This is a genomic window from Streptomyces sp. NPDC056738 (assembly GCF_042790435.1).
Taxonomy (GTDB): Bacteria; Actinomycetota; Actinomycetes; order Streptomycetales; family Streptomycetaceae; genus Streptomyces.
The window spans coordinates 468,425-489,731 of the sequence record NZ_JBHTZF010000004.1; the positions used below are offsets into that span (position 1 = coordinate 468,425).

The following is a 21,307-nucleotide window of genomic DNA, read 5'->3' on the forward strand; positions in this document are numbered from 1 at the left end:
GGCCCCGGCACGGGAGTCCGCCGACCCCACGGGACGGTTCCCGGCGGAGGGCGCGAGGACGCCGATGCGCCCCGTTACCAAAACGGCACCAGCCGTGACGGAACCGTGGACACGGCCCCGCCCGGCTTCGGCCACGGCGCACTATCCTCGGTCTGTTGCACACATATGGGGGAGGGTGGGCACTGCCATGGAGAAGCTGGGGGCGGGGGATCCGCAGCAGATCGGGGCGTACCGACTGCTGGCGCGACTCGGCGCCGGAGGAATGGGCCACGTCTATCTCGCGCGGTCCGACCGGGGACGTACCGTCGCGGTCAAACTGGTCCGGCCCGAACTCGCCGAACAGGAGGAGTTCCGGGCCCGCTTCCGCCAGGAGGTGCAGGCCGCCCGCCGGGTCGGCGGGCTGTGGACCGCGCCCGTCCTGGACGCGGACACCGATGCCGCGATTCCCTGGGTGGCCACCGGCTATGTCGCGGGGCCCTCGCTCCAGGCCGTCGTCGGACGCGATCACGGCGCGCTGCCCGAGCGGTCCGTGCGCATCCTCGCCGCGGGTCTCGCGCACGCGCTCCAGGACATCCACGCCGCGGGCCTGATCCACCGTGACCTCAAGCCCTCGAACGTCCTCGTCACCATCGACGGGCCCCGCGTCATCGACTTCGGCATCGCACGGGCCCTGGAGACGGTGACGGACGGCGGCCTGACCCACACCGGGGCGCTCGTCGGCTCGCCGGGATTCATGGCTCCCGAGCAGGTGCGCGGCGACCGCGTCACGCCCGCGTGCGACATCTTCTGCCTCGGCTCGGTCCTGTCGTACGCGGCCACCGGCGCCCTTCCGTTCGGCGCGGCCAACAGCGGTGTGCACGCCATGATGTTCCGCATCGCGCAGGAGGAGGCGGACCTGACGGGAGTGCCCGAGGGGCTCGCCGACCTCGTACGGGACTGCCTGCGCAAGGATCCCGCCGCCCGGCCCGGGCTCGACGAGATCCTGGAGCGCACGGGCGCGGAGGACACCGTCGCGGAGGGCCGCACCCTCGACCCCTGGCTGCCCGGCTCGCTCGTGGCCCAGCTCGGACGGCACGCCGTGCGGCTGCTGGACACGGAGGACCCGGACCAGGGACCGCCGCAGCTCCCGCCCGGCGCTCCGGCGCCCGGCGCCCGTCCGGCCCTGCCGCCGGCTCCCGTCGCCGCCCCCGATCTCTCCAAGCCGCCCGCCGGCTCGCCCGCTCCCTCGGCCTCCGCCGCCTCCTCGACGCCCTCGGCCTCCTCCTCGGCACCCGCCGCGTCCTCCGAGGCCTCCCCGGAACACGCGCCCGCGCCCGCCGACGGGAGCGCCACCCCGCCGCTTCCGGGGCAGCCCGGCCCCGTGAACCATCTCCCGACGGTGATCGGGGGCTCGGGCGCGACGCCTCCCCCGGCGCCGGCCGGCCCGCACCCCGCCTACGGCTATCCGCAGCAGCACCCGGGGCCCGCCGGCCAGGGTCCGGCCCACCCCGCGTACGGCTATCCGCAGGCCGGCTGGGGTTCGGTCCAGCCGCCGTACGGTTCGACGCCTCCCTACGGTCCCGGTGTGGCCGCCCAGCCGTACGGTCCCGGCGGAGCGACCCCTCCCTACGGCGCGACCCCTCCGTACGGTCCCGGTGTCGCCCCGCTCGGACCGGAGCCCGCGCAGCGCAACGGCCGCTCCACGGCCCTCCTCGTGGTGGTGGCCCTGGTCGTCGCGCTCGGCGCGGGCGGCAGCGTGTTCGCGCTGCTGAACGGGCGGGGGAGCGGGGGCGGCCAGGACGACCCCAAGGCGTCCGGCTCCACCTCCGGCGCGCCGACGACACCGGGGCAGAGCGCCTCGCAGCCCCCGGCCGGCGGCACCCCCGAGTCGTCCGGCGCGCAGACGACGCAGTCGGGCACCGTCCCGGATGCGTTCCTCGGCACCTGGGACGCGGTCATCGACAACGAAAGCGGCCACCACACCCGCCGGATGACCATCCAGCAGGGCGCGGTCGGCGACACGGTGCTGACGGTCACCGCGGACGGCAGCAACTATCACTGTGTCTTCCAGGCCGCCCTCGCCGCCGCCCCCGGGACCGCCGGGCCGCTGGAGATCGGTCCCTCCCAGGTCACCGTCGGTGCCCCGCCGTCCTGCAAGCCGGGGGCGGCCTCCGAGGTCACGCTGCTGCCGGACGGCAGGCTGCGGCGGGCGAAGACCGGTTCGGCGGCCGAGGCCGAGCTGACGTACACCAGGAGCGGCTGAGTCCCTGGCCGTCCCGCGGGCGACGGCTCGCGGGACGTCCCGCGAGCCGTCCGTGGGCGGCCGCTCGGTTCGGCGTGTGCGCCCGGCCGGTTCGGCGTGGCGTGTGCGCTCGGCCGGTTCGGCGTGTGCGCCAACCCCTTTGCCTGTCAGGGCTGTTGAAGTTCACTTCCCGTATGTGGGGTGTTTCCGGCCAGAGCCGTACGGTGACCGCACCGCAGGGCAGGGCTCGGGGGAGTGGCTCACGTGGAGTGGCTGAGCGCAGAGAACGTCGTGGCCGTCGGGACCGCCGTGATCGGTGTCGTCTCCTCCGCCGTGATGGTCTGGTACGAGCGAAGGGTGCCGCGCCGCAAGACCGTCGGCTACCGCGTCCAGATGGACAACCCCATCGGCGACGGTGTCCGCTCGGGGCGCGCGAACGTACGGCTCGGACTGTTCGACGAGACACCCGGCATGTCCGACGCCACCCTCGTGCTGCTGCGGATCGAGAACGACGGCTCGCAGAGCATCGGCGCGGAGGACTACACGAGCCGTGAACGGCACGGTCTGACCGCGGTGTTCACCGATCGCACCATCCGCGGTGTGTCCGTGACCCAGCCGCCCGGCACCGACCATCTGATGGACCACTTCACCCCGGCCGCCGGTCTCAGCTACGAGCGCGGCACGCTGCGCATCCCGCGGGTCCCGCTCAACCGGGGCGAGCACTTCAAGCTGCTCGTCCTGCTGTCGGGCGGAGACGTGGGCTGTCCGGTACGGATCGTCGGCGGCATCCGGGACGGCGAGGTCCGGCCCAACCGCAGTACGACACCGGACGACAAGCCGCCGCTGTTCAGCCGGGCCGCGCGGCTGATCACCGTCCTGCTGACGGTGTGCGTCGTGACGCTCGCCGTGATCGTCGTCCTGCGCGACGACACCCCGCCCCCGATCGGCTGCGAGCGGGGCACGCTGGCCGTCACGGGCTCCACCGCCTTCGAGCCGGTGGCGCGCGAACTGGCCGAGAAGTACGAGCACGACTGCCAGGGCGCCACGATCACGGTGGACGCCCACGGCAGCACGGCCGGCGTGCGCGAACTCGACGCGGCGGGTCAGGCGTCGAAGAAGGGGTCCCCGGCCCTCCTCGCGCTCTCCGACGGCCCCAAACCCGGCGACTTCCCGCGCCTGCGGGAGAACCGGATCGCGGTGTCGGTGTTCACGCTCGTCGTCGACGACGCCATCCCGGTCAGGAACCTGTCGCTGACCGACGTACGACGGCTGTACCGCGGCGAGATCACGAACTGGAAGCAGCTCGGCGGACCCGACCGACCCGTCCTCCTGGTCAGCCGGGACGCCAACTCCGGTACCCGGCAGGTGTTCCAGCGCCGGGTGCTCGGGCGCGGCGAGATCGCCAACTCCTCGCTCGACTGCGTCCACAAGGACGACGCGACGGCACCGGTCGTGCGGTGCGAACTCGGCTCCACCGAGCAGGTGCTGGACACGGTCGCCAGGCTGCCCGGCGCGATCGGCTACAGCGAACTCAACGACGCCACCGGCCACAAGGGCCTGCACCGGATCAGCCTCGACGGTCACGCCGCCTCCGTCGAGGACCTGGAGCACGGCACCACGGACTACCCGTACCGCGAGATCGAGTACGCCTACACCTACGGACAGCCGCCCGCCGACTCGCTCGCCTCCAGCTTCCTCTCCTACATCAGCCGGGGCAGCGGCCAAGACGTCGTCCGCACCCACGGCCATCTCCCCTGCGGGACGCCGGTCGGGCTGAGGATCTGCGGAGCCGGCTGACCGGCGGCTCGCCGTCCGGTGCCGTAGCGCGTGGCTCGTCGCCCGGTGCCGTACCGCGGCGGGGCCGGACCCGGCCGTCCCGGACGCCGCCGGGTCCCGTGCGGGCGCCGGCGGCCCGGCTACCTGGGCTCGGGCGGGCGCTGGCGGGGCATGTTCGGGCGGGTGCCCGGCGGCAGCGGGGCGCGGCCGTTCAACGGCGGCCCGTCGGGGCGGGGCGCTCCCGCCGCCGAGGACTGGATCCCCAGCGGCGCCGGTCCCGTACGGAACTCCACCATCCAGTCCGCCGTCTCGGTGCGCACCAGTTCCGTGACGTCCTCCGAGAACCGGCGCAGCACGCCGATGCAGCGGTCGGCGGCCTCGCTGGCCGTTCCGTCGGCGGGCCCGAGGACCTCCCGGACGCTCTCGGAGGCCCAGTCGAACTGCAGCGCCTGAAGCCGCCTCTGCACGGCCTGCGCGGTCGCGACGTCCCTTATCCATCCGGAGGTCACGCCGAAGAAGCGGTCGACGGCGACGCAGGAGGCCGCGAGCAGCAGCGCCAGATAGCCCCACGGAGCCGCCCCCCGGACCGGTCCGGCGAGGTCGAGCAGCGGCAGCGCGGCCCCGGCGACGGCTCCCAGCGTGGCGCCGGACCGCAGCACCCGTGCCGCCCGCCGCTTCCACACGCGGTCGGAGAGATACCAGGCGGCCGTGTCGAGCGCCCCCTGCTCCACCCAGCGGTACAGCTCGTGGAGCCGCTCGGCCGGCTCCCCCCAGTCGCCGAGCGGGAACGGCCGACCGGTCAGGTCGCCCGGCCGGGGCCCCGCCGCGCCCTCGCTCCGCCCGTCCTGGAGCGGCCCCTCCGGCTGCATCTCCGGCTGACTCACCCGGCACTCCCTAGTTGACGACGGTGATGACGGACGACGGTGGCGTCGGTGACGACGGTGACGGCACCGGCCGTACGTGAAGTGCGTGCGGTGCGTGACGTCGTGTGACGCGTGGTGCAAATGCGCAGCCCCCTTCCTACCGCCCAATGGGTGGCGATGGACCGGGTTTACCGGCTTTTCCGCCCGGAAGAGGGCCTTGATCAGGTATAGGCGGAGCTGCGATGTCACTCGAAAGAGTGCTTGGGCGACGGGCCCTTGGACCACGTAGGCTCGTGCTGGACAGGAAGAAGCGCTCGCACAGCCGTACTCGAAACCAGGAGCTGATCGTGATTCCCGGTGGTGGCCAGCCCAATATGCAGCAGTTGTTGCAGCAGGCCCAGAAGATGCAGCAGGACCTGGCGAACGCGCAGGAGGAGCTGGCGCGGACCGAGGTCGGGGGCCAGGCGGGCGGCGGCCTGGTCAAGGCGACCGTGACGGGCTCCGGAGAGCTCCGCGCCCTGGTGATCGACCCGAAGGCGGTCGACCCCGAGGACACCGAGACGCTCGCCGACCTGATCGTCGCGGCCGTCCAGGCGGCGAACGAGAACGCGCAGGCGCTCCAGCAGCAGACGCTCGGCCCGCTCACCCAGGGCCTCGGCGGCGGCAGCGGCATCCCCGGTCTGCCTTTCTAAGACCGGCGGCATCCAACTACCGTACGCACCAGGAAGAAACAGTAGGACGGGACCAGGCGGTACCGAAACACTCGGAAAGGCAGTCCGTTGTACGAAGGCGTTGTTCAGGACCTCATCGACGAACTGGGGCGGCTCCCCGGCGTCGGTCCCAAGAGCGCGCAGCGGATCGCCTTCCACATCCTGCAGGCGGAGCCCACGGACGTCCGCCGGCTCGCACAGGCCCTCATGGAGGTCAAGGCGAAGGTCCGCTTCTGCGCGACCTGCGGCAACGTCGCGCAGGAGGAGCTGTGCAACATCTGCCGCGACCCGCGCCGCGACCTCTCGGTGATCTGTGTGGTGGAGGAGCCGAAGGACGTCGTCGCGGTCGAGCGCACACGTGAGTTCCGGGGGAAGTACCACGTGCTCGGCGGCGCGATCAGCCCGATCGAGGGCGTCGGCCCGGACGACCTGCGGATCAGGGAACTCCTGGCCCGCCTGGCCGACGGCACGGTCACCGAGCTCATCCTGGCCACGGACCCGAATCTGGAGGGCGAGGCCACGGCCACGTATCTCGCCCGCATGATCAAGCCCATGGGCCTCAAGGTCACCCGCCTGGCCAGCGGCCTCCCGGTGGGTGGCGACCTGGAATACGCGGACGAGGTCACACTCGGCCGCGCCTTCGAGGGGAGACGACTTCTAGATGTCTGACGCCACGCTGCACGAGACCAGCCCGGACCCCGACGACTTCGTGGTCCAGATCGCGGACCAGGTGGAGAGCTTCCTGGTCGCCGTCACCGAGGTGGCCAAGGGCGACGAGCCGGACTCGGCCGTGCCCTTCCTCCTGCTGGAGGTCTCCCAGCTCCTGCTGGCCGGGGGCCGTCTCGGGGCGCACGAGGACATCGTTCCCGACGAGCGCTACGAGCCCGACCTCGGCCCGGAGGCGGACGTGGACGAACTCCGCGAGCGCCTCGCCGTGATGCTGGAGCCGATCGACGTCTACTCCGAGGTCTTCGACCCGTACGAGCCCCGCAAGGCCCCGGTCCCGGCCCGTATCTCCGACGACCTCGCCGACGTCATCGCCGACCTGCGCCACGGCATGGCCCACTACCGCGCGGGCCGCACCACGGAGGCCCTGTGGTGGTGGCAGTTCTCCTACTTCTCGAACTGGGGCTCCACCGCCTCCGCGACCCTGCGCGCCCTGCAGTCCGTGGTCGCCCACGTCCGGCTGAACCAGCCCCTGGAGGAGCTGAACGGCCTCGACACCGACCAGGACCTCGGCGAGGAGGCGCTCGCGGAGGAGGCCGGCAAGGTGATGGCGGAGGAGATCGCCGGCCCGCTCGGTCTGCGCACGGTCAAGTAGCCCGCCGAGGACCCGTCACCGCCCGTCCGTCCCTCCGCTTCTCGCTCGGCCCCCGCTGTGACCTGGGGCACGTTCGGAGTGACGGGGCTCCGGCACGGGCAGGTGCCGTCTCGGAGCGGCCGGACTCCCTTGCCGACCTGACAGCCCGGAGTGATCACGTCGTGAGCGGGACATCTCACGATGCGATACCCCGGAAGGGAAATCCGGCCGCTCGTTAGACTGAGCCGACCGCAGTAGTGCGGTGCAGAGACGGACTGAGCGAGGAGCGCACGTGGGCCTTGTCGTGCAGAAGTACGGAGGTTCCTCCGTAGCCGATGCCGAGGGCATCAAGCGCGTCGCCAAGCGGATCGTGGAAGCGAAGAAGAACGGCCACCAGGTGGTCGTCGTCGTTTCCGCGATGGGCGACACGACGGACGAGCTGATCGATCTCGCCGAGCAGGTATCTCCGATGCCCAGCGGACGAGAGTTCGACATGCTGCTGACCGCCGGAGAGCGGATCTCCATGGCCCTGCTGGCCATGGCGATCAAAAACCTGGGCCACAGCGCCCAGAGCTTCACCGGCAGCCAGGCAGGCGTCATCACCGACTCGGTCCACAACAAAGCCCGGATCATCGACGTCACCCCGGGCCGTATCCGTACGGCGCTCGACGAGGGCAACATCGCCATCGTCGCCGGATTCCAGGGCGTCTCGCAGGACAAGAAGGACATCACCACGCTGGGCCGCGGCGGGTCCGACACCACGGCCGTCGCGCTGGCCGCGGCGCTCGACGCCGAGGTGTGCGAGATCTACACCGACGTGGACGGCGTGTTCACCGCCGACCCGCGCGTGGTGAAGAAGGCGAAGAAGATCGACTGGATCGCCTTCGAGGACATGCTGGAGCTCGCCGCCTCCGGCTCCAAGGTGCTGCTCCACCGCTGTGTGGAGTACGCCCGCCGTTACGACATCCCGATCCACGTGCGGTCGTCCTTCAGCGGACTTCAGGGCACCTGGGTCAGCAGCGCACCGATGAAGCAAGGGGACCAGAAGGTGGAGCAGGCCATCATTTCCGGTGTCGCTCACGACACCTCCGAGGCCAAGGTCACGGTCGTCGGCGTACCGGACAAGCCGGGCGAGGCCGCCTCGATCTTCCGCGCCATCGCCGACGCCGAGATCAACATCGACATGATCGTCCAGAACGTGTCGGCGGCCACCACGGGCCTGACGGACATCTCCTTCACCCTCCCGAAGACCGAGGGCCGCAAGGCCATCGACGCCCTGGAGAAGGCGAAGAGCGTCATCGGCTTCGAGTCGCTGCGCTACGACGACCAGATCGGCAAGATCTCGCTCGTCGGCGCCGGCATGAAGACCAACCCGGGTGTCACGGCCGGCTTCTTCGAGGCCCTCACGGACGCCGGGGTCAACATCGAGCTGATCTCGACCTCCGAGATCCGCATCTCCGTCGTCACCCGCGCCGACGACGTCAACGACGCCGTCCGCGCCGTGCACAGCGCCTTCGGCCTCGACTCCGACAGCGACGAGGCCGTCGTCTACGGAGGCACCGGGCGATGACCCGACGACCGACGCTCGCGGTCGTGGGAGCGACCGGAGCCGTCGGCACGGTCATGCTCCAGATCCTGTCCCAGCACGCGGACATCTGGGGTGAGATCCGACTGATCGCCTCGCCGCGCTCGGCCGGCCGCAAGCTGGCCGTGCGCGGTGTGGAGGTCGAGGTGACGGCCCTGGCGGAGGAAGCCTTCGACGGGGTCGACATCGCCATGTTCGACGTCCCGGACGACGTGGCCGCCCAGTGGGCGCCGATCGCCGCCGCCAAGGGCGCGGTCGTCGTCGACAACTCCGGCGCCTTCCGCATGGACCCGGAAGTGCCGCTCGTCGTCCCCGAGGTGAATCCGCACGCCGCGCGGGTGCGCCCGCGTGGGATCGTCGCCAACCCGAACTGCACGACCCTGTCCATGATCGTGGCGCTGGGTGCCCTGCACGCCGAGTTCGGACTGCGGGAACTCGTCGTCTCCTCGTACCAGGCGGTCAGCGGCGCGGGCCGGGCTGGCGTCGACACCCTGCGCCGCCAGATGTCCCTGGTCGCGGGCACGGAACTGGGGAACAGCCCCGGTGACGTACGCCGGGCCGTGGGTGACGACACCGGGCCGTTCCCGGAGCCGGTCGCGCTGAACGTGGTGCCGTGGGCCGGGTCGCTCGCCGAGGACGGCTGGTCCTCGGAGGAGATGAAGGTACGCGACGAGACCCGCAAGATCCTCGGGCTGCCCCGGCTGAAGGTCGCCGTGACCTGCGTCCGGGTTCCCGTCGTCACCACGCACTCCCTGACCGTGCACGCCCGTTTCCAGGACGAGGTGACGGTCGACAAGGCCCGGGAGATCCTGGACACCGCGCCCGGCGTCGTGCTCTTCGACAACCCGGCCGCCGGTGAGTTCCCCACCCCCGCGGACGTGGTGGGCACCGACCCGACCTGGGTGGGCCGGGTCCGCCGGGCACTGGACGATCCGACGGCCCTCGAACTGTTCGTGTGCGGGGACAACCTGCGCAAGGGAGCGGCCCTGAACACCGCCCAGATCGCCGAACTGGTGGCGGCCGAGATCAGCCGCACCCCGTAGGTTCTGCGCCGCCGGCGGCCTCCGGCCGTAATCCCGGTGCCGTCCGGGGGGCGGGTTTGTAGGATCTCTGTCGGTTCAGTGATCAACTTAATGGTCCTGACCACTTGAACGGACCCGGGTCGGCGTTCGAAGATTTTGTCACCGCCCCGCGCAACCGCGCGCAGGGCGGTGAGCGTCTTCGCCGTCGCCATTCAGGGGCGTCCGGGGGGCGGCAGAGCATTGGGCACAGGGGAAGAGCTGTTACGCATGAGGGCATCTGGTGCACTGTCGCGCGCGCGGGGCCGCGTAACGACAGGGGGTCCGGGGGGCGTTCCGAGGAGACGGGTTCCGGCCGTTTCGGCATCCGGTACGAATGTGATGACGGTCGCGTACAACCCTGCCGGGGGGAAGTGTGTCCAACTGGCGTGGCAGAGGTACTCGAATTCACCGCGGTCCAGACAAGGGGCATGGCCCTGCGTCCACCCCGCCGACCCCGCAGCCCCGGCGCGCCCGGCGGCATGCCGGTGATCGCCCCCATGCCCTCAGCGCGGCCCGCCCGCATCCCGAGTCAGCGTGACGGCGCCCAGGACAGCGTGGCGGCGGGCACGACCGTCGACCATCTGACCGAGACCTACCGGGCGCACTACCGCTCGCTTCTCGGCCTCGCGGCGCTCCTGCTCGACGACACGGCCTCCTGCGAGGACGTCGTCCAGGAGGCGTTCATCCGGGTGCACTCGGCGCGCAAACGCGTCCGGGACCCGGAGAAGACGCTCGCCTACCTGCGTCAGACCGTCGTCAACCTGTCGCGTTCGGCGCTGCGCCGGCGCATCCTCGGCCTCAAGCTCCTCTCGAAGCCGATGCCCGACATGGCGAGCGCCGAGGAAGGCGCGTACGACCAGTTGGAGCGCGACGCCCTGATCAAGGCGATGAAGGGGCTCCAGCGGCGCCAGCGCGAGGTCCTGGTCCTGCGCTACTTCGCGGACATGACCGAGGCCCAGGTCGCCGAGACGCTCGGTGTCTCCCTGGGTTCGGTGAAGGCGTACGGCTCGCGGGGCATCGCCGCGCTCCGTGTCGCCATGGGGGCTTCGGCATGAGCGAGCACGACGACCGGCGGCGCCCCGAGGACGAGGGACGCCCGGAACACGAGCACACGCAATCGCACGCTGGGAACGGAAATGTGAACAACGGCCCCGACGAACAGCCCGGTATCCCGGACATGGACGGAGCGGGACCCGAAGGGCTCGGCGACGAGCTGGCACTGCGCCGGCTGCTGCACCAGGCCGTTCAGGAGATCGAACCCGCGGACGGCACCCTGGAACATCTGCGCCGGGCGGTTCCGGCGCGGCGGGCGCGCAAGCGGCAGGCAGTGGTCGGCATGGCGGCGGCGGCGCTCTTCATGGGCACGGCGATCCCCGCGTTCGTCCACGTCTCCAACTCCTCGGGGTCGAACCCCGACCCGTCCATCGCGGCCAACAGCTCACAGGCCCAGGGCGGCACCAGCCAGGGCAAGGGCTCGGACGGCGGCTCCGGCAAGGACGCCGGCTCGACGGGCACGTCCAAGGGCGCCGGCGACGGCGACAAGACGGAGACGCCGGGCGGCACCGACAAGGACGCGGGAGGGGCCGCCACCGGCGGTGCCGACCCCTCGGCCTCCGCCTCGGCCGCCCTCCCGTGCACGGCCGACCAGCTCGGCGGTGCGACCGGCACGGCGGCCGGACCGGACGCCACCGGCGCGGTCTACGGCTCCTTCACCGTCTCGAACGTCTCCACCACCGCCTGCACGGTCACCAGCGCCGGCACGGTCGGCACGTCCGCCCAGGGCGCGGCCGACCCCGCCAGGATCGGTGTGGCGACGCATGTGGGGGGCGACGCGGCCACCGGGCTGCCCGACCCGTCCACGGAGGTCACCTCCCTGGTGCTCCAGCCGGGCACCTCGTACGTCGTGAAGTTCGCCTGGGTGCCCTCGTCGACCTGCCCGACCGCGGAGCCCTCACCGGATCCCACCCCGACGCAGGGAGCCACCGACACCGGCGGTACGACCACCGGCTCCGGCGCGGAGGGCACAGCGCCCCAGCTCCTCGTCGAGGACGGCACGCTGGACGGCAGTGTCGTCGTCTCCAGCACGGCGGCGACCGGCGCGAGCGCTTCGGTCACCGTGGGCAACGCCTGCGCGGGCACGGTCTATCACACCGGGATCCTGGCGTCGTCCTGACGGACGGCTGATCCTTTCGCCATCGGGCGGCGGCGATGCTTCGTCGCCGCCCTGTCCGTGTGCTCAGGCCGTCCCGGACGGCTCGGCCGCGGTCTCGGGGACGGCCGGGGTCCCGGGGGTCCCCGAGGGGTCCCGGGTCTCCGGCAGCAGTCCCAGTTCGGCGTCGCGGACGAACTCCGTCTCGCGGCGCAGCAGGCGGAACCACATGAAGACGACGAAGCCCGCGAAGACGAACCACTCGCCGGTGTAGCCGAGGTTCTGGAACGCCTTGAGGTCGAGTCCGCTGTTCGCGGGCGCGCTCGGAGGCACCGCCTTCATCCCGGCGTCGGCCTTGTCGAGCGTGATCCAGGCGTCGTACAGGGTGTACGGCACGAGGTTCACCAGCGACGCGGAGCTGATCGCGGCCGTCTGCCCCGCGGGGAGCCCGCCGACCGCGCTGACCCCGTTCGAACCGGGACTCTCGGACGCCTGGAGCGAACCCGTGACCGTGACCTCGCCGGTGGGCGGGACCGGGGCCTTCGCCGCGTCCGCGGTGCCGGGCAGCCAGCCCCGGACGACGGGCAGCGTCCTGCCGCCGTCGACCCGCAGCATCGTGAGCACGTAGTACCCGCTCCTGCCGTCCAGCTCCCGGCCCGGCACGAGCAACTGCTTGGCGTACCGCCCCGTCGCGGTGGTCCGCCTGCCGGACGTCTCGGTGGTCACGGGCAGCATCGAGGCCAGTGGCCGGGCGGGTTCCGTCCGGGCCGACGAGGCTTCGGCGTCCGCCGTCCGGTGATCCTGGACGCGGTCCTCGAACCGCCCCAACTGCCACGACCCCATGAAGACGCAGAAGGGGATGGCCAACAGCACGAAGACGTTGATCCCCCACCAGCGGGGCGTCAGCAGGAACCGGTACACGCCGTCCACGGTACGGGGCGGCCGGGCCGGACTCGCCCGTGGGGCCCGCTCAGTACCGCTCGGCCAGGTGGTCCCGGCCCGCCGGAGGCTCGTACGGTTCGGGCCAGAAGTCCGTCACCGTGGCGATGCGGCCCCGCGCGTCCGCAGTGAAGAACGTGATCGCGTGCATCTCCTCCAGGCCCACCGTGACGCGGGTCCAGGTGACGGCCTGGCCCGGCTCGGCCACCACGCGCTCGATCTCGACGTGCCAGTCGCCCGGGTACTCGCGGTTGAACTCGACGTACCTCTCCCGGCCGCTGATGCGCTCGCGCGTCTGCGGCAACGTGTACACGACGTCCTCGGCGAGCAGCTCCGCGAACGCCTCCCAGTCCCGGGCGTCCGCGGCGGCCCAGTAGCTCTCCACGGCCTTGCGTAGATCGGTCATGCGAAAAATTCTGCACCCGGCCACTGACAACGGCTCCGACCTGCGCATATGGCGCTTCCCCGGGACCGGCCCCGACCGCGTCACGGGAACGCGGGGCCTGCTTCGCGGGCCGTGGGGCGGCCGGCCGGGCGCGCGGGCGCCGCGAGGTTGTCCACAGGCTGGGGACCTCCCCGGCGCGGGACGGGCCGGGCCAGGCACTATGGGGCCATGACTGAGAGCACCAGGTCCACCGAGCCGCAGCAGGCAGACATGCCCGACTGGGAGAAGCGCTTCCGGGCACCGCGGGTGTCGCTGCCGGACTGGGCGGAGGACGCACCGCACCGCTCCCTGTTCGTCTCGAACGCGACGGGGACGTACGAGCTGTACGCGTGGGACCGAGCGACGGGGGAGCAGCGCCAGGTCACCCACCGGGCGAACGGCACGACGGACGGGGTGCTCTCGCCCGACGGCGAGTGGATCTGGTGGTTCGACGACAAGGACGGCGACGAGTTCGGCGTGTGGCGCCGCCGCCCCTTCGACGCCGCCCTGGTCGTGGGCGCCGTGGACGACCCGGCCGTCCCCGGCCTCGACCCCTCCTATCCCGCGGGCCTGGCCATCGGCCGCGACGGACGTACGGCGGTCGTGGGCCGCTCGACCGACGAGGACGGATCGACGATCCACGTGGCCCGCGCCGGCGAGGCCACGGTGGAGATCTACCGGCACCGCGAGTCGGCCGGCGTCGGCGACCTCTCGCACGACGGCTCGCTGATCGCCGTCGAGCACACCGAGCACGGCGACGCGATGCACTCGGCGCTCAGGGTGCTGCGCCCGGACGGTTCGGCGGTCGCCGAGCTGGACGACACCGAGGGCGGCACGGTCGAGCTGGGCCTCGAGGTGCTGGGCTTCGCCCCTGTCGACGGGGACAGCCGGCTGCTCATCGGGCACCAGCGGCGCGGCCGCTGGGAGCCCCTCGTCTGGGACGTGGCCACGGGCGAGCAGACCGACCTGGGTCTCGACCTGCCCGGTGACGTGGCCGCCGAGTGGTATCCGGACGGCTCCGCCCTCCTCATCGCGCACAGCTTCGAGGCGCGCAGCGACGTATGGCGCTACGACCTCGCCTCCGGTGAGCTGACCCGGGTCCCGACCCCGCCCGGCACGGTGTCCGGGGCGACGGCCCGCCCGGACGGGACGGTGGAGTATCTGTGGTCCTCGGCCGCGGAGCCGTCCACCGTCCGTTCGACGACCGGCGAGATCGTCCTGGACCCGCCCGGCCAGAAGTCCCCGGGTTCCGTCCCGGTGGAGGACGTCTGGGTGGAGGGACCCGGCGGCCGCGTCCACGCCCTGATCCAGAAGCCGGCCGGCGCCACCGGCCCGCTGCCCACCGTCTTCGAGATCCACGGCGGCCCGACCTGGCACGACAGCGACTCGTTCGCGGCGGGCCCCGCGGCCTGGGTCGACCACGGCTACGCGGTGGTCCGGGTCAACTACCGCGGCTCCACGGGTTACGGCCGCGCGTGGACCGACGCGCTCAAGCACCGCGTCGGCCTCATCGAGCTGGAGGACATCGCGGCGGTCCGCGAATGGGCGGTCACCTCCGGCCTGGCCGACCCCGACCGGCTGATCCTCACCGGCGGCTCCTGGGGCGGCTACCTCACCCTCCTCGGTGTCGGCACCCAGCCGGACGCCTGGGCCCTCGGCATCGCCGCCGTCCCGGTCGCCGACTACGTCACGGCGTACCACGACGAGATGGAGGCGCTGAAGGCGATGGACCGCACGCTCCTCGGCGGCACCCCGGAAGAGGTCCCCGAGCGCTTCGAGGCGTCCTCCCCGCTGACGTACGTCGACGCGGTGAAGGTCCCCGTGTACATCTCGGCCGGGGTCAACGACCCCCGCTGCCCCATCCGCCAGATCGACAACTACGTCACCCGCCTCGCCGCCCGCGAAGCCGTCCACGAGGTCTACCGCTACGACGCGGGCCACGGCTCCCTGGTCGTCGACGAACGCATCAAGCAGGTCCGCCTGGAACTCGACTTCGCGGAACGTCACTTGGGCAAGTGACACGAGGGCCCGGGGGCTCGCCCGAGCCCCCGGGCCGATTCCCGCCGGTCGTCGGCCCGTGCTGCTTCCGTCCAGTCGCCGGCCCGTGTCGGCTCTCCCCGGTTGTCGGCCCGGACCAGCCCTCGCCGCTGTCGCCGAGCCCCGGGTCGGGCGCCCACGCCCCGCCGGACCGCTGTCGGCCGAGTTCCGAGCCGGTCCCGCCTGCTGCCCAGCCCCGGGCCGGCTCCGCCTGCTGTCGAGCCCCGGGCTACGCCCCCGCCCGCTGCCGGGGCCGGCGGCCGAGCAGTTCCGCCAGGCCTCTTCGCGTCGCGGCGAGCACCACGCGGTCCTCGGGCTTCAGGACGTAACTGGAGGGCAGGTCCCACACCAGCCGGGGACCACGCGCGTCGGGCGCCGGGTCGGCCCGGCGCTCCTCCGGGGTCGCCGTGTCGAGCGCGAGCACGCGCCAGGACCCGGCCCGGAACGCCTCGCCCACCGTGCGCCCTTCGAGCTGCGCGTGTCCGCCCACGTCCACCGCGGCGAACAGCAGCACCCGCCGCTCGACGGGAATCGCCCCGAGGATCTGTCGCCCCAGCATCGCTCCGGCGAACGCGGGCGCGGCGAGATGGGACACGCTGCGGCTCCGGGTGAGCGCGCCGGGATGCGCGGCCCGGAGGGTGCGGTAGACGGCGGTTGCGAAGTCGTCGTCGTACAGCCGCAGCACGACGCGCAGGTCGGGATTCAGGGTGCGGGCGGAGAGCACGGCTTCCAGGTTCATGGTGTCCGCGCTGGTCAGCGCCAGCAGCGCGTGCGCCCGATGGATCTTGGCGGCCTCCAGCACGCCTTCCTGCGTGACGTCCCCCAGCACCACGGGCACCCGCAGGCTCCGTGCCAGCGCGAGCCCGCGGGCCTCGGGATCGGCCTCCACGCACACCACGGGGATCCGCAGTTCACGCAGCCGCGCCAGCACGCGCGTACCGATCTTGCCGACCCCGAGCAGCACCACGTGTCCGGACAGCCCGCGGGGCGGTTTCCGCAGGGCAGTCCCGCTGCGGAACGTGCCGAGCGCCTCGAGCACCGCGGCGAGCAGCACCGGCAGCAGCAGCAACCCGACCAGTCCGGAGCAGAGTTGAAGGATCTGCCGCCCGAGGGGCTGCCCGATGGCCGGGTCGTTGATGGCGAAGAGATCGAGCAGGGTCAGATACGTGGCCTGGAGCGGATGCTCCCCGGTGACCAGCATCGACGCCACGGCGAGCCCGACCACACACGCGACGAGCCCGGCGAACGACCAGCGCAGCCGCCGCGACAGCAGCGAGCCGAACCAGGGCACGACCCCACGGCCGGGGCCCAGTTCGGGACCGGAGTACGACACGTTCTCCAGGACGACGGTGCCGCGCCCGGTGGCGGCTGCCACCGCCCTTTCGTCGGGCAGGAGTTGAGGCCCCTGCGAGCCGCTGCCCTCGGAACCGTCGGCGCCGGCCGGGTCGTTGGCCGTGGCGGACAGCAACGCCAGGGTGCACAGCCCCGGATCGGCGACCTCACCGGGAGCGGGTGGCGGCCGCTCCACCGCGCGCAGCATGAGCCCGTCGGTCTGGACGACCTTGCTGGTGCCGGCCACGGCGGTCGCGGCGAGCGCGGGCGCGGCCGTGTCGGCGTCGGAGAGGACGGTGGTGGAGGCGTCGTAGATCTCGGCGGTCCGGCCGGCACGGGAGGCGCCCGAACCGGTGCCGCCTCCGGCGGAGTTCGCGCCGCCGGCGTCAGGTGTGCTGTCGGGTCCGGCGGCGGCGGTGGCGGCAGCGGCGGCGGCCAGGGCCGAGGCCTGGTCGAGGAGGGCCTCGATGTGCTGGCCGAGACGCCGGTTGTAGAGCCGCAGGACCAGTCGGATGCGCGGGTTGAGCCGCCGGGCGGTGAGCGCGGCACGGATGTTGGTCTCGTCGTCGTCGTACACGAGGGCGAGCGCGGTGGCCCGCTCGACGCCCGCGTAGGAGAGCGCGTTCTCGGTGAGTTCGGCGGCTTCGACGACGCGCTCGGAACCGGACGCCTCGTCGCTTCCACCGGTCCCCGCCCCCGCCCCTCCGCCTCCTCCTCCGCCGTTCCCGTTCCCGGAGGCCCGGTTGACGGCGGCGGACACCCGGTCGAACAGGGCGGTGGCCCGCGCCCGCCCGACGACCGGCGGCCGCACACCACGCTGGACGGGCGGCACCACGAGGGTCACCCGCTCGCCGTACACCCCACGCAGTTCGGCGGCCAGTCGCTGGGCCAGGGCGTCGTCCCCGGCCACCACCATGTGTTCGGCGGCGTCGCTCGACGCACTCTGAGACGGAAGATTCCCCACGGAGGAGAAGACTGCCGCACGGATGCGGGTGGTTCCAGTGAGGAGACCGGCCGCTGCGGGGACCATCGGCCGCCGTGCCGCCGATCCGCCGCCGGATCCAGCGGGTTCCCGTCCCGGACGGGCATCCCAGCCCTCCTCGTTTCCGCAGCTCGTCGGGGGTGGGATCGTTCCGGCGTTGCGGGTTGGGCGGGGCCTGTTGCCCCGGGCCGGCCCGGGATCCGACGCTGTGGATGTCGCACCGACTGAAGCGGCCGGCCGCCCGGCAGCGCACCCTTCCCCCGACTCACCCGTCCACGGGAACACCCATCTGCGGGCGACCTCGTACCGATAGGAAAAGGAACACGCATATGAACGTGAAGTCCGTCGTGGGTCGCCGCGTGGCCGTGGCCGCGGGTCTCGTCCTGGCTCTCGGATGTGGTGTGTCGGCGCAGGCCTCGGCCTCAGGGGCGCGGACGGCCGGGAAGGCCCCCGCGGCGGTGACGCACCGCGCCGCAGCCAAGGCCGCCGTCGCCACCTGTTCCCAGAAGGAGCTCGGTGTGTCCTCCGTGAAGGAGAGGGACGCCAGGCACCTCGTCCTGACCGTCCAGAACGCGAGCGACAAGAAGTGCAACCTCTACCGCTACCCGCTCGTGCGGATCGGCGCCGGCACCCGGAACACCCCCGTGATCAAGGAGAGCGACGGGACCCCGGGAGTGCCGGTCACCCTCGCCCCGGGCCAGGAGGCCTACGCGGCGCTGCTCGTCGCCGGCGGCGCCAGGGACGAGTACGAGGCGAGGAGCATCACCCTCAATCTCCAGGGCAGCAAGCCCGGCAGCACCGCGGGCACCTCGATCGACGTCCCCCTGCCCGTCAGGAAGCTGTACGCGGACGACGGCCAGCTCGTCACCTACTGGACCACCGCTTCCGGCTTCGCCCTGGACTTCATCATGTCGAAGTGACGCCTGGAGGGGAGAAGTGACGCCGGACGAGGTCGCTCCCGGGCCCCTTCCCGACCTGGTGAAGGGGCCTTCGGCAGACGGACGGGTCGCCGGGAGGCGAGTGAGCCCCCGACAGGTGAATGGCCCTCCGGCCTGTGCCGGGGCGCCGGGATCGAGGGCAGCGGTGACATGGCGACGGAGCGGCGGTCGGGGCGCGGACATGGCCTTACCCGTACGGCGTAAGCCCTCTCGTACCTGTCTCCCGTTCCCGGCAAGAGTGGACCCTGCCGCCGGATCCCGCGACGCGGCCCGACAGGGGAGAGCGAGATGGCCCAGCCCACCGACAGCAAGCCCGCCCACCCGGCGGTCGCCGACGCGAACCGGGCCGTAATCCGGCGCTTCCCCCTCGACGACACCCGGGACCTGGAGGACGCCCGGCGCGGCTTCATGGGAACGGCGGAGGACCCGCTGGTGCGTGACACCGCCGGCCGCACGGTGTGGGACCTCGGCGCCTACGGATTCCTGGACCAGGACTGCCCCGACACGGCCAACCCGAGCCTGTGGCGGCAGAGCAGGCTGTGCGCCGACCACGGGCTGTTCCAGGTGACCGAGGGCCTCTACCAGGTGCGCGGCTTCGACCTGTCGAACATGACGCTCGTCGAGGGCGAGCGGGGGGTCTTCGTCATCGACCCGCTGATCTCCGCCGAGACCGCCGCCGCGGCCCTGGCCCTCTACCGCTCCCACCGCGGGGACCGGCCGGTGACCGGCGTGCTCTACACGCACAGCCATGTCGACCACTTCGGCGGCGTCCGGGGCGTCCTGACCGACGAGGACGTCGCCGCGGGGGTGCCGGTCCTCGCGCCCCAGGGCTTCCTGGAGCACGCGGTCAGCGAGAACGTCTACGCCGGTACGGCCATGAGCCGTCGCGCCGCCTACATGTACGGCGCCGCGCTGCCGCGGGGCGAACGCGGACAGGTCGGCGCGGGGCTCGGGCAGACCACCTCCACCGGCACGGTCGGTCTGATCCCGCCGACCCTGGACATCACCCGCACCGGTCAGACGGAGACGATCGACGGCATCCGGATGGTCTTCCAGCTCACCCCCGGCACCGAGGCGCCCGCGGAGCTGAACATCCACTTCCCCGACCTCCGCGCGCTGTGCATGGCCGAGAACGCCACCCACAACCTGCACAACCTGCTGACGCTGCGCGGTGCCGTGGTCCGCGACCCCCGGGTGTGGGCCCACTACCTCGGCGAGGCCATCGATCTCTTCTCGGCCTCCGCCGACGTGGTCTTCGCCTCACACCACTGGCCGGTCTGGGGCGGTGAAAGGGCACTGGGGTTCCTGTCCGAGCAGCGCGACCTGTACGCCTATCTCCACGACCAGACGCTGAGGATGCTCAACCAGGGTCTGACCGGACCGGAGATCGCCGAGCGGATGGAGATGCCCCCGGCGCTGGAGCGGGCCTGGCACACGCACGGCTACTACGGCTCGGTCAGCCACAACACCAAGGCGATCTACCAGCGTTATCTCGGCTGGTTCGACGGCAACCCGGCCCACCTGTGGGAACACCCGCCGACGGACGCGGCCCGCCGCTACGTGCGGTTCATGGGCGGCGCCGAGGCGGTGCTGCGCCAGGCACGGCAGTCCTTCGACGACGGCGACTTCCGCTGGGTGGTCCAGGTCGTCAACCATGTCGTGTTCGCCGACCCGGACAACGCCGAGGCCCGGGCCCTGCAGGCCGACGCGCTGGAACAGTTGGGCTACGGCAGCGAGAACGGCACTTGGCGCAACTTCTTCCTGACGGGCGCCTACGAACTGCGCCACGGTCCGGTCGGCACCCCCATCGAGACCGCCGCGCCCGACCTGCTCGCGGCCCTCACGCTGGACCAGCTCTTCGACGCCCTGGCCATCCGCGTCGACGGCCCGCGCGCCTGGGACGCCGTGATCACCGTGCGCTGGGACCTGACGGACGGGCAACCGGTGACCCAGCGTCTCCGCAACGGAGTCCTGACCCACGGGCCGACCCGGACCGCGCAGTCCGAGCCGGACGTCACCTACACCCTGACCGAGGCGGACCTGCGCGCGGTCCTGCTGGGCCTCATCGGCCCGGACGAGCTCGCGGAGAGGGACGGCGTCCGCGTCACCGGCGACCCCGGCGCCCTGACCACCCTCCTCAGCCATCTCGCCACCCCGGACCCGGACTTCACGATCGTGACGCCGTGAGCCGTGAGCCGTGAGCCGTGAGCCGTGAGCCGTGAGCCGTGACGTCGTGACGTCGTGAGCCGTGACGTCGTGACGCCGCGGGCCCGCGGTCCGAGGCGTCCGCACCTTGCGGCCTCGACTGTCCGGGACGGTCCGGCTGCGGCTGCCTCGTTCGGCCCCCGGCTGCCGCTTCTCAGGCCGTGTCCGGGCTGGTGAGGGGATGCTCACGAGGCGAGCGGACGCCTCCGGTCGCTTGTGGTTGTGCGCCGATGTCGGCGTACGACGATTCGTCGTTGTTGAGCTCTCGCCGAACGACGGACGCGAATGCGCCCACCCGGACGGCACGTCTCGTGGCCAGGAGGTTGTCCCGAAGTACGTCCACACTGTGCTGGGAACCGGTGTTGACCGTGAAGAACCACTCCGTGCCGGCGTCGTCCATCGCGTGCAGTTGGGCCAGCAGTAGATCCGCGGCCTCCGCGACGCTCGTCGGCCCAGCGATCGCCGTCCGACTGTGCGCCGCGGTGACCTCGGTCCACAGGGCGGCGCTGCTGTCGAACAGTTCCTGATCCGCGGCTCCCCTGTCCAACGTGCGGTTGAGCTGCCACCAGTGCATCCGATACTGGTGGGCTGCGTTGGCAAAGGCGTTGCATGCTTCGCGCCGCAGGTCATCTCTGCGGCGCCGCTCCTCGACCTGGATCTGGACTCGTGCCTGTCGGTTGCCGAGGAAGGCGGTGAAGAGCCCGCCGGCCAGACCGCCGATCGTGCCGATGGAGGTACCGATCAGAGTCGCCGTAGTTCCGTCCATGCTGGGATTACACCAGTGG

Annotated in this window: 17 protein-coding genes; 12 read left to right on the forward strand and 5 right to left on the reverse strand. The window is 72.2% G+C overall.

Annotated features, from left to right (window positions below; translation table 11 throughout):
* Positions 1 to 187 precede the first annotated feature (187 nt).
* Together ACFRIC_RS13185 and ACFRIC_RS13190 are read left to right on the forward strand one after the other, a co-directional pair.
* Complete coding sequence (locus ACFRIC_RS13185; RefSeq protein ID WP_382783809.1) at positions 188 to 2,242, forward strand: protein kinase; 2,055 nt, start codon at positions 188 to 190, stop codon at positions 2,240 to 2,242.
* Between the two features lie 243 nt (positions 2,243 to 2,485).
* The gene (locus ACFRIC_RS13190) at positions 2,486 to 4,018 is read left to right on the forward strand and encodes a substrate-binding domain-containing protein (RefSeq protein ID WP_382783812.1); all 1,533 of its coding nucleotides are present in this window, start codon (positions 2,486 to 2,488) and stop codon (positions 4,016 to 4,018) included.
* 119 nt (positions 4,019 to 4,137) lie between these two features.
* Here ACFRIC_RS13190 and ACFRIC_RS13195 read toward each other — a convergent pair whose 3' ends face one another.
* The gene (locus tag ACFRIC_RS13195) at positions 4,138 to 4,881 is read right to left on the reverse strand and encodes an SLATT domain-containing protein (RefSeq protein WP_382783815.1); all 744 of its coding nucleotides are present in this window, start codon (positions 4,879 to 4,881) and stop codon (positions 4,138 to 4,140) included.
* A 326-nt stretch (positions 4,882 to 5,207) separates the two neighbouring features.
* Here ACFRIC_RS13195 and ACFRIC_RS13200 point away from each other — a divergent pair, with 326 nt between their 5' ends.
* The 7 genes from ACFRIC_RS13200 (at position 5,208) to ACFRIC_RS13230 (ending at position 11,689) form a co-directional block, all read left to right on the forward strand.
* A complete protein-coding gene (locus ACFRIC_RS13200; RefSeq protein WP_326786519.1) occupies positions 5,208 to 5,552 on the forward strand; it encodes a YbaB/EbfC family nucleoid-associated protein in 345 nt (114 codons plus the stop codon).
* Between the two features lie 87 nt (positions 5,553 to 5,639).
* Positions 5,640 to 6,239 (forward strand): recombination mediator RecR, encoded by a 600-nt coding sequence (recR, locus tag ACFRIC_RS13205; protein WP_362069269.1) that lies wholly within the window; start codon positions 5,640 to 5,642, stop codon positions 6,237 to 6,239.
* Positions 6,232 to 6,891 (forward strand): DUF5063 domain-containing protein, encoded by a 660-nt coding sequence (locus ACFRIC_RS13210; protein WP_382783818.1) that lies wholly within the window; start codon positions 6,232 to 6,234, stop codon positions 6,889 to 6,891. Before recR ends, ACFRIC_RS13210 begins: the two co-directional genes overlap by 8 nt.
* Positions 6,892 to 7,162: 271 nt before the next feature.
* Positions 7,163 to 8,440, forward strand: a complete 1,278-nt coding sequence (locus tag ACFRIC_RS13215) for an aspartate kinase (RefSeq protein ID WP_339130615.1) — start codon at positions 7,163 to 7,165, stop codon at positions 8,438 to 8,440.
* Positions 8,437 to 9,498: an aspartate-semialdehyde dehydrogenase gene (locus ACFRIC_RS13220; protein WP_382783823.1), complete on the forward strand. Its 1,062-nt coding sequence runs from the start codon at positions 8,437 to 8,439 to the stop codon at positions 9,496 to 9,498. The genes ACFRIC_RS13215 and ACFRIC_RS13220 overlap by 4 nt, the downstream gene beginning before the upstream one ends.
* 446 nt (positions 9,499 to 9,944) lie before the next feature.
* Positions 9,945 to 10,571: a SigE family RNA polymerase sigma factor gene (locus ACFRIC_RS13225; RefSeq protein ID WP_382783826.1), complete on the forward strand. Its 627-nt coding sequence runs from the start codon at positions 9,945 to 9,947 to the stop codon at positions 10,569 to 10,571.
* On the forward strand, positions 10,568 to 11,689 hold the full coding sequence (locus tag ACFRIC_RS13230) for a hypothetical protein (protein ID WP_382783829.1): 1,122 nt from the start codon (positions 10,568 to 10,570) through the stop codon (positions 11,687 to 11,689). Before ACFRIC_RS13225 ends, ACFRIC_RS13230 begins: the two co-directional genes overlap by 4 nt.
* Positions 11,690 to 11,752: 63 nt before the next feature.
* Here the strand turns inward: ACFRIC_RS13230 and ACFRIC_RS13235 are convergent, their stop codons facing one another.
* Positions 11,753 to 12,586: an SURF1 family protein gene (locus tag ACFRIC_RS13235; protein ID WP_382783832.1), complete on the reverse strand. Its 834-nt coding sequence runs from the start codon at positions 12,584 to 12,586 to the stop codon at positions 11,753 to 11,755.
* A gap of 49 nt (positions 12,587 to 12,635) precedes the next feature.
* Positions 12,636 to 13,010: a nuclear transport factor 2 family protein gene (locus tag ACFRIC_RS13240; RefSeq protein WP_382783834.1), complete on the reverse strand. Its 375-nt coding sequence runs from the start codon at positions 13,008 to 13,010 to the stop codon at positions 12,636 to 12,638.
* 207 nt (positions 13,011 to 13,217) lie between these two features.
* Between ACFRIC_RS13240 and ACFRIC_RS13245 the strand changes: the two genes are divergently transcribed.
* Positions 13,218 to 15,047 (forward strand): S9 family peptidase, encoded by a 1,830-nt coding sequence (locus ACFRIC_RS13245; protein WP_382783837.1) that lies wholly within the window; start codon positions 13,218 to 13,220, stop codon positions 15,045 to 15,047.
* 247 nt (positions 15,048 to 15,294) lie between these two features.
* Here ACFRIC_RS13245 and ACFRIC_RS13250 read toward each other — a convergent pair whose 3' ends face one another.
* Positions 15,295 to 17,313: an NAD-binding protein gene (locus tag ACFRIC_RS13250; protein WP_382784262.1), complete on the reverse strand. Its 2,019-nt coding sequence runs from the start codon at positions 17,311 to 17,313 to the stop codon at positions 15,295 to 15,297.
* 395 nt (positions 17,314 to 17,708) lie between these two features.
* Here ACFRIC_RS13250 and ACFRIC_RS13255 point away from each other — a divergent pair, with 395 nt between their 5' ends.
* Entirely contained in the window at positions 17,709 to 18,299 is a 591-nt protein-coding gene (locus ACFRIC_RS13255; protein WP_382783839.1) for a DUF4232 domain-containing protein, read from the forward strand.
* A 306-nt stretch (positions 18,300 to 18,605) separates the two neighbouring features.
* Positions 18,606 to 20,504, forward strand: a complete 1,899-nt coding sequence (locus ACFRIC_RS13260; RefSeq protein WP_382783842.1) for an alkyl/aryl-sulfatase — start codon at positions 18,606 to 18,608, stop codon at positions 20,502 to 20,504.
* Positions 20,505 to 20,676: 172 nt separating this feature from the next.
* Here ACFRIC_RS13260 and ACFRIC_RS13265 read toward each other — a convergent pair whose 3' ends face one another.
* Positions 20,677 to 21,288 (reverse strand): hypothetical protein, encoded by a 612-nt coding sequence (locus ACFRIC_RS13265; RefSeq protein WP_382783844.1) that lies wholly within the window; start codon positions 21,286 to 21,288, stop codon positions 20,677 to 20,679.
* Between the last annotated feature and the right edge of the window lie 19 nt (positions 21,289 to 21,307).

Bases quoted from the DNA above. Each gene is read 5' to 3' on its own strand.
- ACFRIC_RS13185 (WP_382783809.1), top strand. From the start codon at position 188: ATGGAGAAGCTGGGGGCGGGGGATCCGCAGCAGATCGGGGCGTACCGA.
- ACFRIC_RS13210 (WP_382783818.1), top strand. From the start codon at position 6,232: ATGTCTGACGCCACGCTGCACGAGACCAGCCCGGACCCCGACGACTTC.
- ACFRIC_RS13220 (WP_382783823.1), top strand. From the start codon at position 8,437: ATGACCCGACGACCGACGCTCGCGGTCGTGGGAGCGACCGGAGCCGTC.
- ACFRIC_RS13225 (WP_382783826.1), top strand. From the start codon at position 9,945: ATGGCCCTGCGTCCACCCCGCCGACCCCGCAGCCCCGGCGCGCCCGGC.
- ACFRIC_RS13230 (WP_382783829.1), top strand. From the start codon at position 10,568: ATGAGCGAGCACGACGACCGGCGGCGCCCCGAGGACGAGGGACGCCCG.
- ACFRIC_RS13240 (WP_382783834.1), bottom strand. From the start codon at position 13,010: ATGACCGATCTACGCAAGGCCGTGGAGAGCTACTGGGCCGCCGCGGAC.
- ACFRIC_RS13245 (WP_382783837.1), top strand. From the start codon at position 13,218: ATGACTGAGAGCACCAGGTCCACCGAGCCGCAGCAGGCAGACATGCCC.
- ACFRIC_RS13250 (WP_382784262.1), bottom strand. From the start codon at position 17,313: ATGGTGGTGGCCGGGGACGACGCCCTGGCCCAGCGACTGGCCGCCGAA.
- ACFRIC_RS13255 (WP_382783839.1), top strand. From the start codon at position 17,709: ATGAACGTGAAGTCCGTCGTGGGTCGCCGCGTGGCCGTGGCCGCGGGT.
- ACFRIC_RS13260 (WP_382783842.1), top strand. From the start codon at position 18,606: ATGGCCCAGCCCACCGACAGCAAGCCCGCCCACCCGGCGGTCGCCGAC.
- ACFRIC_RS13265 (WP_382783844.1), bottom strand. From the start codon at position 21,288: ATGGACGGAACTACGGCGACTCTGATCGGTACCTCCATCGGCACGATC.